Here is a 19,032-nt window from a genome sequence, read left to right on the forward strand (position 1 = left end):
GTGTCCTTCGGGCGGAAGCCGGGCGCGTGCGGTGGTGACCCGGGCGGGTCGGCCGGCGACCGCCTCGTCCGGGAGGGCTCAGGCCGGCCCGGTCAGGTGCTGCCAGACCGTCGGATCGGTGCGGGGCCCGCCGGGGGTGTCCGCGCCGTACTTGGCGATCTCGGCGTCGAGGTCGAGGGGGCGGGTGGGGGCGGTCATGGCCGTCAGTTCCCCGACGACCGCCTCGTCCGGGACCAGCCAGCACACCTCGAAGTCGATGCCGTCCGGGTCGCGCGCGTAGAGCGCCTTGGTGGAGGCGTGATCGCTCGCCCCGGTCAGGGCGCCGGTCTCGGCGAGGCGGACGCGGACACGGCGCAGTTCGGAGAGGGTGTCGACCTCCCAGGCCAGGTGGTACAGCCCCACCTCGCCGAGGCGGTGGCCGCCGGGCGCCGTGTCCCGGGACTGGAACAGCCCCAGATCGTGGTCGTTGGCGGAGCCCGCCGCCTGCAGGAACGCGGCTCCGGGAAACGCCTGGGGCAGCGCCCGGAAGCCGAGGACGTCGCAGTAGAAGGCCGTGCTGCGCGCCAGGTCGGAGACGAACAGCACGGCGTGGTTCAGCCGGTGGATCGGCATGGTCGGTGTCGGTTCCGTTCACGAATCGGTGTGCGGTCAGGGAGAGACATCCGGTTTTGGCCGCTCAACCCGGCACCAGGATAGGGCCGTCGCCGGATCCACGATCTTGGCACCCCTTCGGCGCCCGTCGCGTTACGGGTGGACGAGGACGTGGGAGAGGGCGACGCGTCCGGTGCCGGTGAGGCGGATGAGGACGTAGCGGGCCTCGGTGTCCGTGTCGAGGACGGTGGGGCGCAGTGCCTTGCCGGTGACGCGGACGGTGGTGGCATCGCGGTAGTCGGCCGAGGCGGCGAGGCGTACGTCGAAGTCGGCGGTGCTCATGGAGCTGTCGTTCCAGATCTCGACCTGTCCGACGTGCCGGGACCTGCCGAGGTCGACCTGCCACCAGGCGCCCGCCTCGGACAGGGTGCGGGTGTCGGAGGTGGTGTCGCCGTCGGTGGCCTTGCCGGCCGTGGCGGTGCCGTCCGTGGAGGACTGGGTGGCGGTTGCGGTGCGGGCCAGGTCGGGCCGCAGTCGGCGGACCCGTCCGTGGCCGTCCGCCCCTGCGGACTCGGCGACGTCGACGGCCTCGGCCGGGAGCCGGTCGAGCCCGGTGTGGTTGCCGGTCATGGTCGAGCCGGTGCCGGACAGGGCCGGGGCATCGGTGTCGGTCCAGTTGCCGGTGGCGTGGTTGTCGATGCCGTAGTCGGCCCAGTTGGAGATCCACTTGTAGCCGACGCGGGTGACGACGTTCTCGGTGACGGCGATGTGGCTGGACTGTTCGTCGAGGTAGATACCGTTGCCGTCGCGCTCGGTGTTGCCGTAGGCGCTGCGGTCGACGTAGTTGCCGGAGATCACGGTGCCGGGCTGGGCGCCCTGGGTGTAGATGGCGGCGCCGTCGTGCTGCTCGTGGCGGACCTGCATGACGTCGGTGATCCGGTTGCCCGTGATGCGGTTGTCGCGCAGGACGGAGGTGCGGGCCTCGGGCTGGTTCCAGCCCCAGCCGACGGAGATCCCGGAGTAGGGCAGCTCTTCGAGGGTGTTGTGGTCGATGACGGTCCCGGCCTCGTAGCCGGCCCAGATGCCGACGGAGTCGGTGTACTCGACGCCGGTGCGGCGGATCGTGTTGTACGCGACGGTGTTGCGGGCGCCGGTGAGTTCGGGGGTGGGCAGGGGCTCGGTGTCGCCGATGTAGGCGGCTCCGGAGGACAGGTCGGTGAAGCGGTTGCGGGTGAGCGAGGAGTCCTGGGTGCCCTGCTCGAAGATCACGCCGGCGCCGCCGAGCCGGCTGAAGTCACTGTGGTCGACGGTGACATGACGGCCGCCGCGGACGGTGAGGGCGGCGGCGGGCTTGGTGTAGTAGCGGCCCGCGTGGTCGACGGGGCCGGTCGCGCCGGTCAGGGTGAGGCCGGCCTGCATGCCGGCGTAGCCCTCGTCCGTGTTCGGCTGCTGGTAGGCGGAGCAGGCGAAGCCGATGCCGGAGACACGGACGTCATGGGCGCCGTCGAGGACGAGCAGGCCCTCGGTGGCCGGGGTGACGGCGTGGGAGCGGCGCGGGTTCTCGCCCTCGCGGGGCAGGTAGGTGACGGTGCGCGCGGCCGAGTCCCAGACGAACTCGCCGGGTGTGTGGAGGAGTTCGCGGGCGTTCTCGAAGAAGGCGACCTTGGTGTAGCGGGACGAGTCCACGGTGGTGGTGTCCCAGGCGGGTCCGGTGCGGTCGGTCCCGGAGGCCGAGTTGGTCCAGCAGGGCTGGGCGAAGGTCATCACGTCGCCGGTGACGGCGTCGATCCGGCAGTGGTAGTTGCGCCAGCGGACGCTGATGACGGCCTCGGCGTCGGTGGGCCGGGCCCAGTCGGCGATGCCGGTCTTCTCCGCGCCGGTCATGCCGGTCCTGGTGGCGTCGCACACGGAGGCGGCGCAGGACTCGCCGCGGGCACGGACGGCGCGCTCGCCGTCGACGAACAGCTGGCGCGGGGTGATGCCCGCGGGCACCTTCGTGGTCCAGGTGCCGTCGGCGTTCACGGTCCAGCCGGTGAGGGTGCGCCCCCCGGAGAGCACGGGGTGGGCTTCCTGTTCGGCGGTCCAGGTGACTCCGGAGTCGTCCTTGCCGAGCGTGAGGGGTGCGGTCAACGCATAGGTGCCGTCGGCGAGTTCGACGCGGACGTCCCTGCCGGTGACGGTACGGGCGACGTCCCGCGCGCCCTCCAGGGAGCAGGGGTGTCCTACGGTGCAGGAGGCGCCGGCGCCGTGCGGTGCCGCGTGCAGGGTCCTCGGCGCCGGATCCGCGTGGGCGGCGGGAAGCGGGGCGAGGGCGAACGCCGCGGCGGAGAGGAACGCGGCCGCGGCGGTGCGGGCGGTGCGGGTGCCGGGTCTCATGCGGTGGCCTTTCCTGAGTGGGGCGCGGGCAGGAGGGAAGGGGGCGGGAGCGCGAAGGAAGGCGTGAGGGGTGCTCGCTCAACCTCAGGTGTCGGTCGTCCAGTCGGGGTGTCCGGGCATCGGCGGGTTCTTCGCACCGAACAGCCAGTCCCGCAGGAACGCGTCGAGGGAGCCGTCGCCCGTCATGTCGACGGCGTGTTTGATGAAGTCCTCGCTGGTGACGGTGCGGTCCTTGAAGCGGTGCGGCCACTGGCGCATGATCCGGTCGAACTGCCGCTGTCCGGCCCGGAGTCGAAGGGCGTACAGGACGAGGGCGCCGCCGTCGTAGATGTTCGTGCCGCCGAGCGCCTTGGGGAGTCCGGGTGGGCCGTCGCTCGCGCGGATCGCGTCGAGCTTGGCGTAGGTGGCTTTCATCTTGTCGGCCATGACGGACCAGCCGCGTTCCTCGTTGTAGAGGGCGGCGTAGTACACGGCGGGGCCTTCGTTGAGCCAGGCCTGCTGCCAGTCGTCCGGGGTGACGCTGTCGCCGAACCACTGGTGGGTCAGCTCGTGCACCATCGTGTTCTCGTACGTGGGGTTGCCGTCGGCGCTGGGCTTGAACCAGTTGGTGCCCATCAGGGTGAGCGTCGTGTTCTCCAGGGCGTCCGAGTACCCGTCGTAGATGTGGATGCCGTACACGGAGAACGGGTACCGGCCGAACTTGCCCTCCAGCCAGGCAAGATGGTCCGGGGTGCGGGCGACGACCGGACCGTACGCGTCCTCCTGGCCCTGCGGGACGATGTGACGCAGGGGCAGACCGGTGTGTGAAGTGCCGTACAGGTAGGTGCCCTTGACGACGGCGATGCCGAGCAGTTCGGTGGGCATCCGCTCGCGCAGGGCGAAGTGCCAGACCGTGGAGCCGTCGGCGTGCTTGTCCTTGCCGGTGGATGTCCTTCTGGCCGTCCAGATGGATGGTGTAGAGGCTGCCGAGGCCCTTGGAGTCCCAGGTCGGCGAGGAGTGACTGAGGGTCGGGTCCTCGATCATGAGCGGGATGATCTTCGTGTACGCCTCGTGGACGTATCTGGCGGCGTCGGGGTGCGTCGCGCTGAAGAAGGCGGGGGTGGCCGAGGCCAGTTTGCTCCAGGGCACCGTGACGTCCTGGGTGCCCTGCTTGGTGAGGACGGGGGTGCCGTCGGCGTCCCGCTTGAGTCGGTGCCCTCGACGCCGTAGTTGATCAGCGTGTACTCGACCGAGCCGAAGGGCGAGGCGGCGAAGTCGGCCAGGCGCAGGATCTCCTTGACGCGCTCCGCGCCGGCCTTGGTGACGAAGCAGTTCTGCAGCGACGCGTTGTCGGTCCAGGCGACGGCGTCGGTGCCGACCGGTGCCATCGGGCGCACGTCGAAGGTCTTGTCGATGGCGGCCATCGCGTCGACGTAGCCCGAGCCGGTCGTCAGGTAGGCGGGCATGCCGTCGTAGACGTAGGCCGCCTTGCCGTTCTTGAACAGGTTCGTGTAGCCCCGCCCCTTCTCCTCGTCCTTGCTTCCGGCGCCCGCGCACGGCGCCCCGTTCCAGCAGACCGCAAGACTGGAGACGCATCGCTGATGTCCCATGACCAGCAGCACCCCCACCGTTCCGAGCCGCCGACCGCCGCCGCCGTAGTCCAGCTGAACCACACTGCCGTCTACGCCGGCGACCGGCATCTGTCCGCCGAATTCATCGCCGCGATCCTGGGCCTGGAGATCGGCGCCCCGTTCGGGCCGTTCCTGCCCGTCGACCTCGGCAACGGCGTGACGCTCGACTACTACGAGAAGCGCGACGAGCCGATCCAGCCGCAGCACTACGCCTTCCTCGTGCCCGACGCACAGTTCGACACCATGATCGCCCGCTTGGAGGCGGTCGGCGTCACCTACTACGCCGACCCCCGGCACACCGAACCCGGCCGGATCAACCGTCTGTTCGGCGGTCGCGGCGCCTACTTCGACGACCCGGACGGCCACAACATGGAGATCATGACCCGGCCCTACGCCCGCCCCTAGCAGTCCGCCGACAGACTGTCCGGCGGACTGTCTGTCGGCGGGACTGTCTGACGGACTGTCCGGCACCCGACCGGCCGCCGGCCACGCGTCACGCGCCACCCATCACGCGCCACGCGTCCCGCGTCAGCCGGCCGGCCTCGGGAGAGGGCTCGGTTCGGTGGTGACCAGTGCGGTGATCTCCTGGGCCAGCTCCGGGCCGAGTTCTCCCCAGCCGTCCTTGTAGCCGTAGACGCTCGCCAGGGTGCGGGCCTCGTAGTCGCCGTTCATGATCTCGATGTCGGCGGCGGTGATGAGTGCCGGGTGGGCGACGCCGACGGCTCCCGAGACCTTCAGCAGCTCCTTGCGCAGGGTGCGCAGGTAGACGGCGGCCCGGGTGGCCTTCGAGGGCGCGTCGACGCCGCGCACCAGCCACGGGTCCTGGGTGGCGATGCCGGTGGGGCACCTGTCGGTGTGGCATTTCTGCGCCTGGATGCAGCCGATGGACAGCATCGCCTCGCGGCCGACGTTGATCATGTCGACACCCAGGGCGAAGGCGACGGCGGCGTTCTCGGGCAGGCCGAGCTTGCCGGAGCCGATGAAGGTGAGGCGGTCGGTCAGACCCTGCTCGGCGAACGTGCTGTAGACGCGGGAGAAGCCCATCCGGAACGGCAGCGACACCGAGTCGGTGAAGATCAGGGGAGCCGCCCCGGTGCCGCCCTCACCTCCGTCGATGGTCACGAAGTCGACTCCGCGATCACCACGCGCCATCAGCGTGGCCAGCTCCCGCCAGAAGCTCATCTCGCCCACAGCACTCTTGATCCCGACCGGCAGACCGGTCTCGGTGGCGAGCAGCTCCACGAAGTCGAGCATCGAGTCCACGTCGTGGAACGCGCTGTGCCGGGAGGGGGAGGCGCAGTCCTGGCCGGCCGGGATGCCACGGATCCCGGCGATCTCGGGGGTCACCTTCGCGCCCGGCAGCATCCCCCCGAGCCCCGGCTTGGCGCCCTGCGAGAGCTTGATCTCTATCGCCTTGACCGGGGCGCCGGCGACGACGTCCTTGAGCTTGTCGAGGTTGAAGGTTCCGTCCTCGTTGCGGCAACCGAAGTACGACGTCCCGATCTGGAGGACGAGGTCACCGCCGTTGCGATGGTAGTGCGAGAGACCTCCCTCGCCCGTGTTGTGCATCGTGCCGGCCAGTGCCGCGCCCTTGTTGAGCGCCGTGATGGCCGCGCCGGACAGTGATCCGAAGCTCATCGCAGAGATGTTCACGACGCTCGCCGGCCGGAACGCCTTGGCACGCCCGCGCGGGCCGCCCAGCACCTTGGCCGAGGGCAGCGGGGCCTGCGGGTCGTGCAGGTCGGGGAGCGTGCCGGCGAACGTGCGCTGCTTCACGTACGCGTGCCCCTGCACGTGCTCGACGTCCACGTCGGTGCCGAACCCGAAGTAGTTGTTCTCTTCCTTCGCCGACGCGTAGATCCACGTGCGCTGGTCGCGGCTGAACGGGCGCTCCTCCTCGTTGGAGGTCACGACGTACTGCCGCAGCTCCGGCCCGATCGTCTCCAGCAGGTACCGGGCGTGGCCGATGACAGGGAAGTTTCTGAGCAGTGCGTGCTTCTTCTGGACGAGGTCGCGGGCAGCCACCGCCGCCAATGCTGTCGCGGCGACCGCGCCGATGTTCCGAGCACGCATGAACGTTCCTCTCCTCGACTGCTCGATACCCGACGCCATCGCTGTGCGGCGGACGTCGTGGGCGTCGCGCGGCGGACACGGCCAGGCAGACTGGCATCGGCGCCCGACGACGAAACGCCACATGATGGTAGAGGCCACGCGGATGAGCGAGCAGGTCAGGGGGTGTGAGTATGGCCGCACCGCCGGCATCGCCGTGCCGTGTCCCTCATCCCTCAGGACCCATGACCGGCCTGGTCCGGGGCCATCCCCGCTTCCCCGCGCGGTCGAGGAGCACGCAAGCGCGTCAAGATGTCCGAACGAGGTGAATATCTCCTTCAGTCTTCCGCGACGCGGATGATCGTCTTGCCTCGGCTCCGCCTGCCGGGACCCAGCGCTGCGGGGGCTTCCGAGAGCGGCCGTACGGCACCGATGACCGGCTTGAGCCGGCCGTCCCTCAGCCGGGTGGCGAGGTCGGCGAGGCGGGCACGGTCGGGTTCGACGACGAAGAAGACCGCGCGGCCGTCCTTGGGACGGATCCTGGGAGGCATGGCGATGGTGACGAGCGCGCCGCCGGCCCGGACCAGGGCGGCCGAGCGGTCCAGGATGTCGCCGCCGAGCACGTCGAAGACGACGTCGGCCTCGCCGGCGTCCTCCAGCTTCTCGGTCTGCAGGTCGAGGAAGGCGTCGGCACCCAGGGTGAGGGCCCGCTCCCCGTCGGCGGTCCGTCCGGTTCCGATGACCCGGGCACCGGCCTCGCGCGCGAGCTGCACGGCGATCGACCCGACGCCTCCCGCGGCCCCGTGGACGAGGACGGTCTGGCCGGTGGCCAGGCGGCCGTGGTCGAACAGGCCCTGCCAGGCGGTCAGGCCCGAGATCGGCAGGGCGGCAGCCGTGACGTGGTCGACGTCCGCCGGGAGCGGCGCGAGATTGCGGGCTTCCACCGCGGTGTACTGCGCGAGCGTTCCGTCGCGGGCCCAGTCGGTCAGGCCGAAGACCCGCTGCCCCACGCCCAGACCAGTGGTGCCGTACCCCAACTCCGCGACGACACCCGACAGTTCGTGGCCAGGCACGCTCGGCGTCCGGTCACGGCCGGCACGATCTGTCCATGTGGCCGGCCATTCCAGCTCGCCAGGAGTGAAACCTGCGGCGTGCACGCGCACGATGACGTCGTTCTCGGCCGCATGGGGGTGGGGCAGGTCGGCCGGGGTCAGCCCGGCCAGGCCGGCGTCTCGGTCTCGAACAATGATGGCTTGCATAGGAGTCCGTTCCTTGCCAAGCGGCGCGGGCGGGCGGGCCCCCTCCTGGAGCGGTCCGGCCCGCACGCCCAGGTCCCCGTTTCCACAGGCTGCCATCTGCCGCAGGGCTCCGCCATTGCGGTGGCCGTTGTCACGACGCCGCCGAGATTGCGAACTCGATTCTGTCTGTACGCAGTGCGGTTGTCCGCTGTACGCAGTGCAGTTGTCCGCAAGTACTCAGTGCAATTACCCGTCACCGGAAAATAACACCCGGTTCGCGGGCCGATTTCCCGTAGTGAATATTCGTGCCGCCATTCAGAGCCGATTGCTGGAGCCGTCCCGATTTATCGTCGATAACCGCTCGGCTTGACCGGCGTGGATTCGGCGCTACGCTGATCTAGCGCCTCCACCTCACGTCGGCTCCGCCGCACCTCGGCTCCCCCTCACGTCGGCTCCCCGTTTTTCCGCGCCGGAGGCCCCGCCCGGGTTCGCGCCGCCAAGCGGATACCTCAATCGCGGCGCCCCGGCCGTGCCGAAGTCCTCCGTAGGGTCCTCACTCTTCTCCGTCACCGAAGAGGCTTTTCACCCCGTTTTCACCCTGTACGCCAAGGAAGTGGAAGCACATGACTGTCTCTGGGATCTCGAAATCAGGCAAGGGCCCCCTGGCCCTCGGAGTGGCGGTGCTTGCCGTCCTGACCGTGATACCGGCTCACGCCGCCGGCGATCCCGGCAAGGTTCCGGGGGCTCCGGAGAACCAGAAGCCGACCGTGGTGCTCGTGCACGGGGCGTTCGCCGACGCGTCAGGCTGGAACGGGGTGGTGGAGCGCCTGCAGCACGATGGTTACCAGGTCATCGCCCCGGCCAACACACTGCGCGGCATACCGCAGGACTCGACGTACCTGAACAGCCTCCTGAAGACCGTCAAGGGACCGATCGTCCTCGTCGGACACTCCTACGGCGGCGAGGTGATCTCGCAGGCCGCCGCCGGTGTCGACAACGTCAAAGCACTCGTGTACATCAACGCGATCATGCCGGACAAGGGCGAGTCGTTCACCAGCCTCGCCTCCAAGTTCCCGGCGGCCCCCCTCACCACGGCGCTGAAGCAGGTCCCGTTCCGCAACGGCGACGGCACCACGGGCACCGACGTGTACATCCAGCCCGCCAAGCTCCACGCGGTCTTCGCCCAGGACCTCTCGCGGCAGCAGGCGTCCACCATGGCAGCGACGCAGCGCCCGATCGCACTGTCCGCGTTCACCGACAAACTCACCGACGCGGCCTGGCGGGACAAGCCGGTCTACGTGCTCGTCGGCAAACAGGACCGGGCCATCAACCCGAGCCTCGAACGGTACGAGGCCAAACGCGCACACGCGCGCAAGACGGTGGAGATCGACTCCTCCCACGTGTCCATGATCTCCCACCCCCAGGCGGTCACGGATCTCATCGTGACCGCGGCCCACGACTCGGGCCGCCAGTAGACGCGTACCAGGCCCGCTCGACCGCGCCCCCGAACGGCGACATGGCTGTCCGGGGGCGCGGTGTGGGGCGGGAAAGGCGTGAGGGGATGCGCGTTACGGGGTGCGGTGTTCCACGATGTGGAGGGACACCGGGATCGGGGGCACCCAGTACGGGGTGTCGGTTCGCAGGATCACGGAGGCCGTCCAGTCACCGGCTCGGCCGGCCTCGCGGGCGTTCAGTCTCACCGTGAACGAGGCGCTCTGCCCCGGCCGCAGTGTGAGCCGGTGCGGGCTCTGCGACAGCCAGGGCACGTCCGACTCGGTCTGGTCGTAGCCCGGAAGCAGGTCCGTCGTGGCCACGGGAACGGGGAAGCGGCTCTGGTTGCTGCCGCCGACCCGGTACAGGCCGGGCGCGGCGCCGCCCCGGTAGAGCGCGGTGGGGGCGTCGGGCAGCGCGCTCCAGGTGTCCGTGCCCGGGTCGTAGGCGTAGCCCTCCGCGGTGAGCACCCGGTTCACCCCGACACGTTTGAACCCGCCGGACGCCAGGAGCCGCCCGTTCGCGGAGGCGTAGACGCCGGCGGCCAGGCCCACCGGCATGTCGGCGATGGGCTGCCAGCTGTCGGACGGCGGGTCGTAGACGTAGCCGGCGCCGGTCTCGACGTAGTCGTGGGTGCCGCCCGCGCAGTACAGCTTGCCGCTGATGACACCGCAGTTGGCCCAGCTGATCGTCCGCGGGTAGGGCGCGGCCTTGGACCACGAGCCGGAGCGCGGGTCGAAGACGTACACGGTGTCGAAGCAGTCGGTGTTGGTGCAGCCGCCGACCACGTAGAGCCGCCCGTCGAGTACCGCGCTCGCCGCGCCGAAGCGTCCTTCGGGCATGTCGGGGCCCTTGCTCCAGGTGCCGCTCGCCGCGTCGTACACCTGCGTGGTCGGGCTCACCACCTCGCCGGGGGCCCAGCCGCCCGCGGTGTACAGGCGGTTGCCGATGAAGCCGTGCGCGGTGGCCTGCCGGGGCTCGGGGGCACCGGCGCCCCGGGTCCAGGCGCCCGTCGAGGGGTCGTAGACGTAGAGGTCGGCGGTGGGGGTGTCGCCGTCCGGCGTCCCGAGAGCGGAGTAGAGCTTGCCCCCGTGGTTCTCCACCGCGTTGTCCATCACGGGGACGGGGAGGCCGGGCAGTTCCCGCCAGGTGGTGCCGGGGGCGGTGGTGCCGGGGCCGGTTCCGGTGCGCTCGCCGATCCGTATCGTCGCGGGGGCTGTGCCCGTGTTGCGTACGGTCACCTTGCGCACCACCGTGCCGTGCGCCGTGGTGGTCGCCTCGATCCGGGTGGTGCCGACCTTCACCTGCCCCGCCTTGAGGACGAACGAGCCCTTGACGGCCCGGTCCTCGGCCACGGCGGCTGTGCGGGAGGCCGTGCTGTAGGAGGGCTTCGCCGCCAGGAAGGTGTGGCGTCCGCCGCCGGGGACGAAGAGCCGGTAGAGACCGTCGCCGACCCAAGGGTCACCCGCGGTGGCCGTCGTCAGGGCGGCGGGCCCGCCGGTGGAGCCGGTGCTCACCGCGGCGCCGACCAGTCCTCGTCCGGTGTTGGCGTCCGAGACGGTGCCCGTGAGGACGCCGCCGGGGACGGGGGTGAGGACCCGCTCCGCGACGGTCACGTCGTCGACGGCCCACAGCACGCCCGGACCGGTGAAGTGGAAGCGCACCTGCACCGCGCCCTTCCCGGCGTAGGCGGTCAACGGGACCTCCACCCGCCCGATCGCCCACTGCTGGTCCTGGTGCCACACCGTGGTCCAGGTCCGGCCGCCGTCCGTGGTGACGTCCACATCGCCGCTCTGGTCGGCGGATCCCTCGTAGTCGGTGCTGAACGCCAGTTCGGGGTCACCGGTGCGGCGGAAGTCGTAGACCGGGCTGATCAGCTGGGTGTCGAAGGCCGTGTCCCAGCCGGCGTGGTCGTTGTCGGCGACGGCGAACCCACCGGATCCCCCGGTGTTGTTGCCCCGGCCGCCCGGATCGTCGAAGGCCCAGCCCTGGCCGGTGCCCGGTGCGTCGACCACGCTCCAGCCCTGCGGCGCCCCGCCGGTGGAGTCGAAGGACTGGGTGCCGAGGGTGTCCACCGTCAGGTGGTAGGCCGGGTTGCCGTCGGCCCAGGTGTCGGCGGGCAGTGCCAGGGCGACGCTCTGGTCCGCGGTTCCCACGGCCACCTGCCGCACCACGGACCGGTAGTGGGTGTCGTCGCTGACGACCCGCACGGTGTACGTGTGGTTCTCGGGCAGGTTCAGGCTGTACGAACCGGTGTAGGCGTCGGACCAGACGGGCGCGCCCGGCACACCGTCCACGGTGATCTTGGCGTGCAGCGGCCAGCCGTGCCCCGAGCCGTCGGTCACCGTGCCGGAGACACGGTGGGTGGCGAGCTTGCGCAGGGTGAAGTCCCGTGTCGCCGCCCCGCCGTCGGAGATCTGGACGTCCGCTGCGTCACCGGTGGCGTAGCCGTAGGCGGTGGCCTGGACCTTGTAGTCGCCGACCGGCAGCGGCAGGGTGTAGTGGCCCTGGCTGTCGGTGGTGGCGGTGTAGGAGCCGGCGGTCACCTGAGCCGCGGCGACCGGTGCGCCGGTGGCGGTGCCGGCGACCGTGCCCGAGAGGGTGCCGTGCGCGCCCATGCGGAACGCGGACAACCCGTCAGGGGTGCCGAGTCCCGTCGGTCCGTCGTAGCCGGCGCCCGCGGTGCACAGATACGCAGGTGAGCACGTGCCGTTCGACCCGGTCGTCACGTCGTGCAGCCCGCTGCCGCCACCGGCGTACGGGTAGGCGTTGGGGTACGTCCCGGCGACGGGGGTGCCGGCGTTCGCGTACACGCCCGCGATGATCGGTGCCGACGCGCTGGTGCCACCGGCCACGCCCCAGCCCCCGGACTCGCCGTAGGTGTCGTAGACGGCGACACCGGTGTCCGGGTCGGCCACGGCGGAGACATCGGCGACCGTACGACCGGGACAGCCGGTGTCCTTCTGGAAGGCCGGCTTGGGCTCGTACAGCGAGCAACCGGAACCGGTGCCGCCGCTGTCGTGGCTCCACACCGACTCGGACCAGCCGCGAGCGGCGGTCGCGTCCTTGGTGAGCGTGGTACCGCCGACCGCCGTGACGTGCGGGGACGCCGCGGGATAGGCGACGCCGTAGCGATTGTCACCGGAGGAGGCGACGATCGCCACGCCCGGGTGGTCGTAGTGCACGTCCGCCGCCGACTCGGCCGGATCCTCGGGGTAGAAGGCGTAGTTGGAGCCGTAGGAGTTGGAGACGTACTCGGCACCGAGCGCCACGGCCTGGTCCACGGCGGCGCCCAGGTCCTCGACGGTGGGCTCGTCGGCCTCGACCAGCAGGATCCTCGCGCTCGGGGCGACGGCGGAGACCATGTCCAGGTCGAGCGAGATCTCGGTGGCCCAACCGGGGTCCGGGGCAGGGTAGTCGGCTCCGCCGCGCTGGTCGACCTTGGTGAAGCAGCCGTTGGCGGTGGTGCATTCGGGCAGCCCGTACTGCGCGCGGTAGACGGCGAGATCCGCCTCCGCGTGGGGATTGTCGAAGGCGTCGACAATGGCGATGGTCCTGCCCGCCCCTCCGTCCGCGGGAAGGCCGTAAGCGCTGCGCAGATCGGCCGGGCCGAACCCCGAAGGGGCGTCCACGGCGGCCCGCAGGCCCTTGCGCGGCGTGACGTCGGTGCGGCGGAGGCCGAAGCAGGTCACCTCGTGCGGCTTGGCGGGAGCGCACAGTGGCTCGACATGACCGGGCAACTCTTGGGCCGACGTGGACGACTTCGCGGGCTTCCCACTGACGCCGGCCTGCGCGGGGACGGCACCGAGCATCGCCAGTACGACGGTGCTCAGCAGGGCGGCGCCGACGGCCCGCCCTCTCCGTCGGCGTAGCGCCGGTCTCAGGAATATGGACAACTCACCACTCCTATGGACTTCTTGAGGGCGACGGCAGACACCGGGCCCAGTTGAGTGAGTTGCGGATCCCTGCGGTAAAGTTCACGAGTCCCACGACTTTTTTCGGCCGGTCGATCTTCCCGAAGCCTCGGCGGACGGCGTGGGCGGACGGCGTGGCGGACGGGACTCCACCGTCGCCGCACAAGGATCAACGGCAGGCCCTACGCTGACAGGAGCGAAGCCACTCCGTGTCCATGCGTCTTATGGCGGTCCCGCGCCTCGCCCGGCCGTGCCGCTCCCGACCGACGGGCGGTAACCGGCGGGCTGCAGGCGCCCACGTCCCGAGACGGGACCATCACAACACACCGCACCACGCGATACGACACTCGCGCATCGCACGGCAGCTCGGGCCCCGTCTGTCCAGGGTCCGAGCTGCCGCGCAGTGCCCGCGAACCAGCGGGCTCATCTTTACTTCGTCACTTGACCGATCCGGCCATGACTCCCTGCACGAAGTGCCGCTGGAAGGCGAAGAACACCACCACGGGGACGATCAGGGAGAGGAACGCTCCGGGGGCCAGTACGTCGATGTTGCTGCCGAACTGGCGGATCTGGGACTGGAGTTCCACGGTGAGCGGCTGGCTGGAGCTGTCCGCGAAGAGCAGGGCGACCAGCATGTCGTTCCAGACCCACAGGAACTGGAAGATGGCGAGGCTCGCGATGGCGGGGCGGCCCAGGGGCAGGACCAGGCGGGTGAAGATCCGCCATTCCGTGCCGCCGTCCATGCGAGCTGCTTCCAGCATCTCCTTGGGCATTTCGGCGAAGTAGTTGCGCAGCAGGAACACCGCGAACGGCAGTCCGTAGGCGACGTGGAAGAGCACGACGCCGGGGATGGACCCGAACAGGCCGAGCTGTCCGAAGAGTTTGGCCACCGGGAGCAGGCCGATCTGGACCGGGACGACCAGCAGGGCCACCACCAGGAGGAACAGCGGCTCGCGGAAGGGGAAGTCCAGCCAGGCGAAGGCGTATCCGGCGAGTGCGGCGATGACGACGACCAGGGTGGTGGCCGGCACCGAGATCAGCACGGTGTTCCAGAAGGCCTGGGTCATGCCGGAGTTCTTCAGCAGCGCGCTGTAGTTGCTGATGCTGAGCTGGCCGGGGTTGGCCAGGGTCGTCCACCAGCCGCCCTTGGCCGTGTCCTGGGCGGAGCGCAGCGAGGACAGGAAGAGTCCCGCGAGGGGGGTGAGCCAGACCAGGCCGATCACCACGAGGAAGATCTGGACCACGCCGTTGCCCAGACCCCGCCTGATCGCGTTCATCGTTGACTCCTTCGGAACCGGCGGACGTTGACGACCATCGCGGGGATCACCAGGAGCAGGAGAAGTACGCCGAGGGCACTGCCGAGGCCCTGGTTGTTGCCTCCGCCGAAGGACACCAGCCACATCTGCGTGGCGAGGACGGTGGCGTCCTCCTGTACCGGCCCCGGCGCGATGATGTAGACGAGGTCGAAGACCTTCATCACGTTGATGACGAGGGTGATGAAGACGACCGTCAGGACGGGGGCCAGCAGCGGGACGGTGATGCGCCGGAAGATCTGCCATTCGTTCGCGCCGTCGATGCGGGCCGCCTCCAGTGCGTCCCGGGGCAGGGTCGACAGGCCCGCGCCGATCAGGACCATCGCGAAGCCGGTCCAGATCCACAGGTAGGCGCCGATGATGGACGGCGTGACGAGGGTCGGTCCGAGCCAGGAGATGCCCTGGTAGGGCGCGGCGAAGTTCGATGCGGGCAGCTTCACCTGGTACGGGCCGCCGGAGAGCTTCGCGAGGTGGAAGGATCCGTCGGCGGCGGTCGTCGTGCTCGCGACCGTCTTGCCGTCACGCACCGCTTCGACGGTGACGCCGGGCAGGCCGGACTCCTTGGGGTCGACCGCGCCCTGTTTGCCGCCGCCGCCGGGGGTGAAGTCCAGGTAGACCACGCCGCTGAGCTCGCCGGGGGCGGCCTTCCGGGTGGTCGCCGGGTAGGCGGGTGCGGCGTTCTTGGGCAGGTCCTTGGGCAGGACACCGACGATCGGCAGGTTCACCGAGTCACCGGGCGAGACGCTCCCGGTCGTGATGTACGCCCCGCCGTGCGCCTGGGTCAGTTCCTGGCCCACGCGCGCTCTGGCGGTCGGGTAGGACGAGGTCCCGTCGAAGGCGTCGTGGACGGAGACGACGGCGGCGTTGAGGACGCCCTTGTCGGGGCTCTCGTCGTAGGCGAGGCGGAAGATGATGCCGGCGGCGAGGAAGGACACGGCCATCGGCATGAACAGCAGGAGCTTGAAGGCGGTGGCCCAGCGGACCTTCTCGACCAGGACGGCGAGGATCAGTCCGAGCCCGGTGAGCAGGGTCGGGGCCACGACGACCCAGATGGCGGTGTTCCGGATGGCCTTGAGTGTGGCCGGGTCGCGGAACATCTCGGTGTAGTTGTCGCCGCCGACGAATCGGGTGCCGGAGGCGTCGAAGAAGCTGCGGCCGATGGAGAAGAGCACCGGGTAGACGACGAGCGCGCCGAGCAGGAGCAGGGCGGGCAGGACGAAGAGCACGGCGATCAGCCGGGCGCGCCGGCGAACCCGCCGCCCGCGTGCCGAGTCATCGGCAAGCGGGCGTCCGGTCCGCCGTGATGCGACGGTGGTGGAAGTCATCGTGTCCGCTCAGCCCTGGTAGGCCTTGGCCGCCGCGGATTCCAGCTTGGCCGCGGTGCCCTTGGGGTCGGACGGGTCGCGCAGGAAGTCCTGCAGGAGCTTCCACTCGCCGGCGCCCTTGGTGCCGCCGAAGGCGGCCGGTGCCTGGTCGGACATGTCGAAGCGGACCGAGTTCGAGGCACCGGCCGAGACGAGGGACTTGGCGGTGGCGCGGGTGACGTCGTCGCTGTAGGAGGAGAGGTCGAGCTTCTTGTTCGGGGACAGGAAGCCGCCGGCCTTCGCCCACACGGCTGCCGCCTCGGGCGTCGCCAGGTACTCCAGGAGCTTCATGCCGGCCTTGGAGTTCTTGGCGTCCTTGAGGACGACGGCCGCGTCGCCGCCGCTGACCACCGGTGCCGTGCCGCCGCTGACCGCCGGGAAGGGGAAGAAGTTGGCGTCCTTGCCGATGGTCTTCTTGAACTGGTCATGGGCGACGCCGGCGACGAAGTCGCCCTCGTAGACCATGGCCGCCTCGGGCTTGGGCCCGAACACCTTCTCCACCGAGCCGGGGAAGTCGGTGTTGAGGGCTTCGTTCTGCCCGCCCGCGATCAGCTGCTTGTCCTTGAAGAGCTTGCCGAGCGTGGTGAGCGCCTGGACCACGCTGGGGTCGGTCCACTTCAGCTTGTGGGCGGCGAGAGCGTCGTACTTCTCCGCGCCGGCCTCGGAGAGGTAGATGTTCTCGAACCAGTCGGTCAGGGTCCATCCGTCCTGTCCGGCGACCGAGAAGGCGGCGAGGCCGGAGTCGGAGATGGTGTGGCCGGCCTTGAGCATCTCGTCGTAGGTCTTCGGCGGCTGGACGCCGGCCTGGACGAGGGCGTCGGGGCTGTACCAGACGGTCGACTTGTGGGCGGCCTTGAAGTAGAGGCCGTAGAGGGTGCCGTCGACGCTGCCGTACGTCTTCCACACGGGCGCGAAGTCGGCGGTGATCGTCTGCTGGGCGGTCGAGGACAGGGGCTCGAGCCAGCCCTTCTTCGCGAACTGCTGGAGGACGCCGACCTGCGGGACCATCACGACGTCGGGCGCGTTGCCGCCCTCGATCTTGCTGCCGACGACCGTGGAGACGTTGTCGCCGGTGGACACGAACTGGGTCTTGGCGCCGGTCTTCGCGGCGAACGCGTCCAGCACCTTCTGGAAGTTCTTCTGCTCACTGCCGGACCAGACGCCGGCCACCGTGACCGTCTGGCCGCTGAGCGTCTTGTCGCTGCTGCTGCCGCCGGAGGCGGGGGAGGAGCTGCCGCCGCAGGCGGTCGCGCCGAGCGCCAGGGTGAGGGCGATGCAGCCGGTCAGCAGGGTGGTACGTCGTCGCATCATCTTTGATGTCCCTTCGCGGGAGTGCAGGTTGACGGTGGAGTTCAGAAATCGGTGTCGTCGCTCAGCCACCAGGCAGCGGTGGAGCTGGGCAGTACTCCGGCCGGGCAGGGCCCGCTGGCCAGCAGCGGGGTACCGGAGACCGGTGCGGGCGTGGGGGTCGTGGTGAAGTTGACGGCGCAGACAAGGCCGTCGCCGCGGACGAAGGCGAGAACGCCCGGTGGGGTATCGAGCCAGCGCAGCGTTCCCTCGCCCAACTGGGGCAGGGAGGAACGCAGCTGGAGGCCGTCGCGGTACAGGTGCCAGAACGAGCGGGTGTCGGCCAGGGCGCGGTCGGTGGCGTACTGGGCGAAGTACTCGGGCTGCGGGAGCCAGGGTTTGGCTCCCTCCATACCGGACGTGAAGCCGAACGGGGAGGCCTGCCCGGACCAGGGCAGTGGCACCCGGCAGCCGTCGCGGATGCGGGCACGGCTTCCGGTGCGGCGGAAGATCGGGTCGGTGAGGACGTCGTCGGGCAGGTCGACGACCTCGGGCAGGCCCAGTTCCTCGCCCTGGTAGATGTACGCGGCCCCGGGCAGCGCCAGCATCAGCAGCGCGGCGGCGCGGGCGCGGGCCGGGCCGAGGCCGCTGCCCTCGGGCGTGGGTTCGCCGTAGCGGGTGACGGTGCGGACCTGGTCGTGGTTGTTGAGGACCCAGGTGACCGTGGAGCCGGTTCCGGCGATGTCATCCATGGCCTCGCCGATGACCTTGCGGAAGGCGTCCGCGTCCCAGGGCGCACCGAGCAGGTCGAAGAAGAAGGCCTGGTGGAGTTCGTCGGGGCGGACGTAGCGGGCGTGTTCGCGGGCGGTGGGCACGGAGACCTCACCGACCAGGAGACGCTCGTGGCCGTCGCGGTCCGTGTACTCCTCGCACACCGTGCGCCAGTGCCGCCAGACGTCGTGCACCTCGGGCTGGTTCCAGGCGAGCGGGTTGACCGAGTCGCGGGTGCGGGCGTCGGCCTCCGGGTCGTCGGAGTCGGGCAGATCGGGGTGCTTGTACAGGCCGGCGGCGACGTCGATGCGGAAGCCGTCCACGCCCCGGTCGAGCCAGAACCGCAGGATGCGGTCGAACTCCTCGGGTATCTCGGGGTTGCGCCAGTTCCAGTCGGGCTGCTCGGGCGTGAACATGTGCAGGTACCACTGGCCGGGGCGGCCGTCCGCCTCCGTGACGCGGGTCCAGGCGGGGCCGCCGAACATGGCGTGCCAGTTGTTCGGCGGCTCGTCGCCGTCCGGGCCGCGGCCGTCGGCGAAGTGGAAGCGGGCGCGGGCGGGGCTGCCCGGCGGGCTCTGCAATGCCTCGCGGAACCAACGGTGCTCGCTGGAGCAGTGGTTGGGGACGATGTCCAGGAGGACCTTGACGCCCAGTCGCCGGGCGGCCGTCATCAGCAGATCGAACTCGGTGAGGTCCCCGAAGACCGGGTCCACGTCGCAGTAGTCGGCGACGTCGTAGCCGTGATCGTGCTGGGGGGACGGATAGAAGGGGCTCAGCCAGATCCCGTCCACGCCGAGCTTCTTCAGGTACGGCAGTCCGGCCCTGACTCCGGCCAGATCGCCGATGCCGTCTCCGGTGCTGTCCAGAAAGCTGCGGACATACACCTGGTAGATCACGGCATCGCGCCACCAGTGGTGCCTGTTCAACCCATTGACCTGTTCTCTACGTAGGGCTGCGGTTATGCATACATGTTAGGTAGCCGTGTCGTGAGGGTGTCAATAAGAAGAACAGAAGCTACCGTCGAGTC

General features: G+C 70.1%; 13 protein-coding genes. 2 read left to right on the forward strand and 11 right to left on the reverse strand.

The features are described from left to right. Positions 1–78: 78 nt before the first annotated feature. From ACGFYV_RS20990 to ACGFYV_RS21005, 4 genes are all read right to left on the reverse strand, one after another. Positions 79–612, reverse strand: a complete 534-nt coding sequence (locus ACGFYV_RS20990; protein WP_393879915.1) for a VOC family protein — start codon at positions 610–612, stop codon at positions 79–81. Positions 613–744: 132 nt separating this feature from the next. Continuing rightward, positions 745–2,967, reverse strand: a complete 2,223-nt coding sequence (locus ACGFYV_RS20995) for a right-handed parallel beta-helix repeat-containing protein (protein WP_393879916.1) — start codon at positions 2,965–2,967, stop codon at positions 745–747. An 84-nt stretch (positions 2,968–3,051) separates the two neighbouring features. Further along, positions 3,052–3,831, reverse strand: a complete 780-nt coding sequence (locus ACGFYV_RS21000; RefSeq protein ID WP_393879917.1) for a M1 family aminopeptidase — start codon at positions 3,829–3,831, stop codon at positions 3,052–3,054. Between the two features lie 156 nt (positions 3,832–3,987). Next, a complete protein-coding gene (locus tag ACGFYV_RS21005; protein WP_393879918.1) occupies positions 3,988–4,557 on the reverse strand; it encodes a hypothetical protein in 570 nt (189 codons plus the stop codon). On the opposite strand from ACGFYV_RS21005, the gene ACGFYV_RS21010 reads away from it, so the two are divergent. Further along, entirely contained in the window at positions 4,549–4,983 is a 435-nt protein-coding gene (locus tag ACGFYV_RS21010) for a VOC family protein (RefSeq protein WP_393879919.1), read from the forward strand. The genes ACGFYV_RS21005 and ACGFYV_RS21010 overlap by 9 nt on opposite strands. A gap of 123 nt (positions 4,984–5,106) precedes the next feature. On the opposite strand, the gene ACGFYV_RS21015 is transcribed toward ACGFYV_RS21010, so the two are convergent. Next, positions 5,107–6,651: an FMN-binding glutamate synthase family protein gene (locus ACGFYV_RS21015; protein WP_393879920.1), complete on the reverse strand. Its 1,545-nt coding sequence runs from the start codon at positions 6,649–6,651 to the stop codon at positions 5,107–5,109. Between the two features lie 314 nt (positions 6,652–6,965). Then, on the reverse strand, positions 6,966–7,886 hold the full coding sequence (locus tag ACGFYV_RS21020) for an NADP-dependent oxidoreductase (protein ID WP_393879921.1): 921 nt from the start codon (positions 7,884–7,886) through the stop codon (positions 6,966–6,968). A gap of 602 nt (positions 7,887–8,488) precedes the next feature. Between ACGFYV_RS21020 and ACGFYV_RS21025 the strand changes: the two genes are divergently transcribed. Beyond that, positions 8,489–9,340, forward strand: a complete 852-nt coding sequence (locus ACGFYV_RS21025) for an alpha/beta fold hydrolase (RefSeq protein WP_393879922.1) — start codon at positions 8,489–8,491, stop codon at positions 9,338–9,340. A 93-nt stretch (positions 9,341–9,433) separates the two neighbouring features. Here the strand turns inward: ACGFYV_RS21025 and ACGFYV_RS21030 are convergent, their stop codons facing one another. The 5 genes from ACGFYV_RS21030 to ACGFYV_RS21050 all read right to left on the reverse strand — a co-directional run bounded on the left by ACGFYV_RS21030 (position 9,434) and on the right by ACGFYV_RS21050 (position 18,931). Continuing rightward, positions 9,434–13,252, reverse strand: a complete 3,819-nt coding sequence (locus tag ACGFYV_RS21030) for a carboxypeptidase regulatory-like domain-containing protein (RefSeq protein ID WP_393879923.1) — start codon at positions 13,250–13,252, stop codon at positions 9,434–9,436. Between the two features lie 455 nt (positions 13,253–13,707). Further along, positions 13,708–14,547, reverse strand: coding sequence for a carbohydrate ABC transporter permease (locus ACGFYV_RS21035; RefSeq protein WP_393879924.1), 840 nt, complete (start codon positions 14,545–14,547; stop codon positions 13,708–13,710). Then, the gene (locus ACGFYV_RS21040) at positions 14,544–15,908 is read right to left on the reverse strand and encodes an ABC transporter permease subunit (RefSeq protein ID WP_393879925.1); all 1,365 of its coding nucleotides are present in this window, start codon (positions 15,906–15,908) and stop codon (positions 14,544–14,546) included. The genes ACGFYV_RS21035 and ACGFYV_RS21040 overlap by 4 nt, the downstream gene beginning before the upstream one ends. 9 nt (positions 15,909–15,917) lie before the next feature. Then, complete coding sequence (locus ACGFYV_RS21045; protein WP_393879926.1) at positions 15,918–17,258, reverse strand: ABC transporter substrate-binding protein; 1,341 nt, start codon at positions 17,256–17,258, stop codon at positions 15,918–15,920. 41 nt (positions 17,259–17,299) lie between these two features. Continuing rightward, positions 17,300–18,931 carry an alpha-amylase family glycosyl hydrolase gene (locus ACGFYV_RS21050; RefSeq protein WP_393879927.1) on the reverse strand — a complete coding sequence of 544 codons (1,632 nt, stop codon included), beginning with the start codon at positions 18,929–18,931 and terminating at the stop codon, positions 17,300–17,302. Between the last annotated feature and the right edge of the window lie 101 nt (positions 18,932–19,032).

Origin of the sequence: Streptomyces sp. NPDC048297 (assembly GCF_043201585.1) — a bacterium.
Taxonomy (GTDB): domain Bacteria; phylum Actinomycetota; class Actinomycetes; order Streptomycetales; family Streptomycetaceae; genus Streptomyces.